General features: G+C 71.4%; 2 protein-coding genes. Both read left to right on the top strand.

Annotated features, from left to right (window positions below; all coding sequences use genetic code 11):
• On the top strand, positions 1–3,174 hold a 3,174-nt coding region (locus tag VD972_RS22405), incomplete at its 5' end, for an acyltransferase domain-containing protein (protein ID WP_324990202.1).
• A partial coding sequence (locus tag VD972_RS22400; protein ID WP_324990200.1) for a type I polyketide synthase occupies positions 3,171–5,337 on the top strand: 2,167 nt, incomplete at its 3' end. The genes VD972_RS22405 and VD972_RS22400, both read left to right, overlap by 4 nt.

Here is a 5,337-nt window from a genome sequence, read left to right as displayed (position 1 = left end):
TCGCAGTACGCGGGCATGGGGCACGGGCTGTACGAGACCGAGCCTGTCTTCCGCTCTGTGCTGGATCGCTGCGCCGAGCTGCTCTCTCGCCACCTGGAGCGCCCGCTGCTGTCGGTGATGTTCCCCGAGGGAGCCTCGCTGGAGTCTCGCGGCCCGCTGGACGAGACGGCGTACACCCAGCCAGCGCTGTTCGCGCTGGAGGTGGCGCTGGCGGAGCTGTGGCGCTCCTGGGGCATCACCCCGGACGTGGTGCTGGGGCACAGCGTGGGTGAGATCGCCGCCGCGCACGTGGCCGGCGTGCTCAGCCTGGAGGAGGGACTCCGGCTCGCCGCCGAGCGAGGGAGGATGATGCAGGGGCTGCAGCGGCGAGGCGCCATGGCGGTGATCGCCGCGGGCGTGGGGGCCCTGGAGGACGTGCTCTCCCGGTACCGGGGCGCCCTGGACATCGCGGCGCTCAATGGTCCGGCGCACACGGTGGTCTCCGGGACAGAGGAGGCCGTCGCCGGCGCGGTGGAGATGCTCGCCACGCGCGGCACCAAGGCGAAGCGGCTCCCGGTGTCCCACGCGTTCCACTCGCACCTGATGGAGCCGATCCTCGAGCCCTTCGAGCGGCTCGCGGGGGGCTTCACCTTCGCGCCACCGAAGCTTCGCTTCGTCTCTGGCCTCACCGGGAAGCTGGTGGACGCGGCCACGTTGTCCCAGGCGTCCTACTGGCGGCGCCAGCTCCGTGAGCCGGTGCGCTTCGCCGAGGCCATCCAGGCAGCCCGTGCCCAGGGAGCCGAGCTCTTCCTGGAGATCGGCCCCAAGCCCACGCTGGTGGGGATGGGGCGCGAGAGCGTCACGGATGAGGCCGCCACCTGGCTGGCCTCGCTCAGCGCAGGGCACGACGACACGAAGACGATCCTCACGAGCCTGGCGGAGCTGTACGTCCACGGCGTCGAGGCGGACTGGAAGGGCCTGGATCGCCCCTTCCCGCGCCGCAAGCTGCTGCTGCCCACCTATCCGTTCCAGCGCAAGCACCACTGGTTCGGCCCGTGGGGAGGAGTGTCCGCGCCGTCCGCTCAGCGCAAGCGTGCCACCGCCGAGGGCCATCCGCTCGTCGGCACTCGCGTGGAGGAGCCGGGCGCCATCGCGTTCGAGACGGAGCTGGCGCCAGAGCGGATGTCCGTGCTGCGTGACTTCCGTGTCTTCGGGCACATCGTGGTGTCTGGCATCGTCCAGAACACCCTGGTGATGACGTCGGCCGCCGCGGCCTTCGGCGTGGGCAGCCGCGTCTCGTTCGAGAAGCTGTCATTCGCCGAGCCGCTCGTCCTCGCGGAGGGAGAGGCCGTGCCGGTGCGCGTGGTGCTCCGGCGGGACTCGCCGCGGGAGCCGATCCGGTTCGAGGTACGGAGCCGGGACTCTCAGGCCGGCGCGGAGGGGAAGCTCCACTCTGAAGGTGCGCTGCGCTTCCTGGAGGAGGGCGCAGACTCGGCCCTCACCGCGCCCGTGGGCTTGGAGGATGTGAGGCTCCGCTGTCCGCGCAACCTGACGGGCGAGGACTTCTATCGCACGCAGTGGACAGAGGGGGAGCAGACCTTCGGCCCGAGCTTCCAGTGTCTGCGCCAGGTGTGGCTGGGCCAGGGAGAGCTGTTGGTGGAGGCCGGCTTCCCCGAGCTCGAGCCGCTCAGCGGGGGAGAACAGGTCTCCCTCGCCGTGAATCAGGTGCTCGGCGAGGCCTGCGTGGTGGAGGCGGTGAGCCAGGCAGTGAAGATGCTGGTGCCCCAGGTGCCCGGCGCCGGGACGGACGGGCGCGTCTACCTGGGCGTCGGCCTGGAGCGCTCCTGGGCCCGGGTGGGGCTGGCGGCGGGCCCACGCTACGGACACGTGACGATGCGTCCGGGCGGCTCTCTCGAGGCCGGCGTGGTGGCGGACATGCGCATCCTCGATGGGAGCGGGCAGGTGCTGGCGGCTTATGAGGGCATCCGCGCGATGCCGGTGACGCGCGCGGCGCTGCGAGCAGCCATGGAGCGTGCGGGCTCGAGCCGCAAGAGGCGGGAGTCATCGCTCTCCCGAGTCCGCCTGGAAGCAGCGCCAGCCGCGGAGCGCCAGGGCCTCATCGAGGCGTACCTGATCGATCTGGTCGCGTCGGGCGTGGGCATCCCTCTGTCCGAGGTGGATGCCAGCCTGCCACTGCGGCAGATGGGCTTCGACTCGCTCCTGTTCTCCCAGCTCAAGACGTGGGTCGCCGAGGATCTGGGGCTGGAAGCATCCATGGGCGAGTTGCTGGAGGGGCCGAGCCCCCAGCGGCTGGCGGAGGTGCTGGCCGAGCGGGTCAAGGCCGCTCCGCTTGCTCAGGTGGCTCCTCTCCCGGCTCCGGCCGCTCCGCGCTCGGAGCTCGTGGAGACCGTGCCAGGCCCCTCGCGCTGGATCCCCCGGTTGAATGCTCGTGGCGCGGAGGCCCGGGTGCGCCTGCTCTGCTTCCCGTTCGGCGGCGCGGGGACGCTGGCCTACCATGGCTGGAGCGCCAGCGCGCCCGCGGAGCTGGAGATCTGCCCTGTCCAGCTTCCGGGCCGCGAGGAGCGCCTGGACGAAGTGTCCTTCGGCGACATGGGGGCGCTGCTCGATGAGCTCGAGCGCGCGGTGGCGCCGGTGCTGGACAAGCCCTTCGCGATCTTCGGCGCCAGCATGGGGGCCTTCGTCAGCTTCGAGCTCGCGCGGCGGCTGCGGCTCCGGCTCGGGGTGCAGCCGGTGCGGCTCTTCGTCGCGGCGATGTACGCGCCTCACCGCCCGTGCCCTGCCACGCTGAAGGACATGATGGGCTGCGCCTCGCGCGCCGGGACGTCAGAGGAGGATCGGATCCGCCTCCGGGACATGGGGATCATCCCCGAGGCGCTGCTCAAGGAGCCGGGGCTGCTGGAGCTCCTGCTGCCCACGCTCCAGAAGGACCTGTCCCTCATTTCCCGGTATACCTACGTGGACTCCAAGCCGCTCGACTGCCCGATCTCTGCCTTTGCCGGGCACGCGGATCCCTTCGTCAGCGCCGAGGAGATGTCTCTCTGGTTCCGACACACCCACGGCGACTTCACGCTGCGCCGGGTGAGCGGGGGCCACCTCTTCTTGAAGCCTCAGAAGGAAAACCTGCTGCGCGCCGTGGTGCAGGATCTGGCGCGGGACGCGGATCTGTTCGTATGACGAACCCGGTTTCTGACTCCTCCGTGAACGCGAGTGGGGACGGCCGACGCCCGGCTGCCACCATCGAAGCATGGCTGCGCGGCGAGCTGTCCCGAGCGCTAGGGATCCCCGCCGATGCGATTGACGCCACCGAGCGGTTCCGCAGCTATGGGCTGGACTCGGCGCGGGCGACCGCGCTGGTGTCCCGGCTGTCGGCGTTCTTGGGGCGTCCCCTCGGACCCACGCTGATGTGGGAGCAGCCCACGCTGCAGATGCTGACGGAGCACTTGGCGCGCGGCGAGACGCGAGGGGTCTCGGCGCCTGGCTCCGCGCCCGCGGCGGGGGTGGCCGGCGCTCAGGCGGTTCTGGACGAGCCCATCGCCATCGTCGGGTTGGCCTGCCGGTTCCCCGGCGGCGCCACCTCGCCGCTGCGCTATTGGTCGCTGCTGCGCGAGGGCGTGGACGCCATCTCCGAAGTCCCCCCGGAGCGCTGGAGCCTCGCGCGTCACTACAGCGCCGATTCGGCAGAGCCCGGGAAGATGAGCACCCGCTGGGGTGGCTTCCTGCAGGGGGTGGATCAGTTCGATCCGCTCTTCTTTGGGATCTCGCCCCGCGAGGCGGCCCAGATGGATCCGCAGCAGCGGCTGATGCTGGAGCTGGCGTGGGAGGGGCTCGAGGACGCCCATGTCATCCCCGCCTCGCTGCGCGACTCGCTCACCGGCGTGTTCGTGGGCACCATGTGGAGCGACTACGCCCGTCTGGCCGCGGCGCCCCAGTATGATCTGTACACGGCCACGGGACATGACACGAGCATCCTGGCCGGACGTGTGTCCTACGCGCTCGGGCTCCAGGGGCCCAGCATGGTGGTGAACACGGCGTGCTCTTCTTCCCTCGTGTCGCTCCACCTGGCGTGCCAGAGCCTGCGCAGCGGTGAGTCGACGCTGGCCCTGGCGGGCGGGATCAGCCTGGTGCTGTCTCCGCTCAGCACGGTGGCCATGTCGAAGTTCGGCGCCATGTCCCCCGACGGGCGCTGCAAGGCCTTCGATGCGCGCGCCAATGGCTATGTGCGCAGCGAGGGCGGCGGGATCGCCGTGCTCAAGCGGCTCTCTCGCGCGCTGATCGATGGGGATCGCATCTACTGCGTGGTGCGCGGCAGCGCGGTCAACAATGACGGCTTCTCCAACGGTCTGACGGCCCCCAACCCGAAGGCCCAGGAGGCCGTGCTGCAGCAGGCCTACGCGCGCGCGCGGGTCCGCCCGGATCGGGTCCACTACGTGGAGACGCACGGCCCTGGCACCGCGCTGGGCGATCCGATCGAGGCGGGCGCGCTGGGCGCCGTGCTGGGCCAGGGGCGCGGCGTGGACCGGCCGCTGCGGATCGGCTCGGTGAAGACGAACCTGGGCCACCTGGAGGCCGCGGCAGGCATCGCTGGGCTGGCCAAGGTGGCGCTGGCGCTCCAGCACCGCGCCATCCCTCGCAGCCTGCACTTCGAGTCGGGGAACCCGCACATCGACTTCGACGCGCTGCGGCTGCAGGTGGTGCGAGAGCTGACGCCGTGGCCTTCGACCGGTGAGCCGCCCGTTGCGGGCGTCAGCTCCTTTGGCTTTGGCGGGACGAACTGCCACGTCGTGCTCGAGGCGGGGCCCTCCAGCGCGGCGAGCCTGCTGCCGCTGGCGGCCGAGAGCGGCGCGGCGTTGCAGCGGCGGGTGCTCGAGCTGATGCCCGTGGCTGCGGGGCTCCAGCAGCGCGAGGAGCTGCAGGCGCTGTGCAAAGCCGCCGGGCTCCACCTGTCGCGTGGGCCGTACCGGGCCGCGCTCGTGGCGAGCTCGCCGCAGGAGCTCTTCGAGAAGCTCACCGCGCGCATCCGTGAGGCGGCGGGTGGCAAGCCCGTGGGGGCGCGTCCGGCGGCGGTCTTCGTGTTCCCCGGGCATGGCTCACAGTGGGCGGGCATGGGGCGCCGGCTGCTGGCCTCCGCTCCGGTCTTCCGGGCGAAGCTGGAGGAGTGCGATCGGATCTTCCGCCCACTGGCGGGCTGGTCCCTGCTCGAGGAGCTGGTCGCCGATGCCTCGCGCCTGGGCGAGGTGGAGGTGGTGCAGGCGATGCTCCTGGCCGTCCAGGTGTCGCTGGCGGCGCTCTGGCGCTCCTGGGGCATCGAGCCGGACGTGGTGCTGGGGCACAGCGTGG

Source organism: Hyalangium sp., from assembly GCF_035629615.1.
Lineage (GTDB): Bacteria > Myxococcota > Myxococcia > Myxococcales > Myxococcaceae > Hyalangium.
The sequence above is the reverse complement of the archived record's forward strand: the minus strand, read 5'-3'. Positions and strand labels throughout refer to the sequence as shown.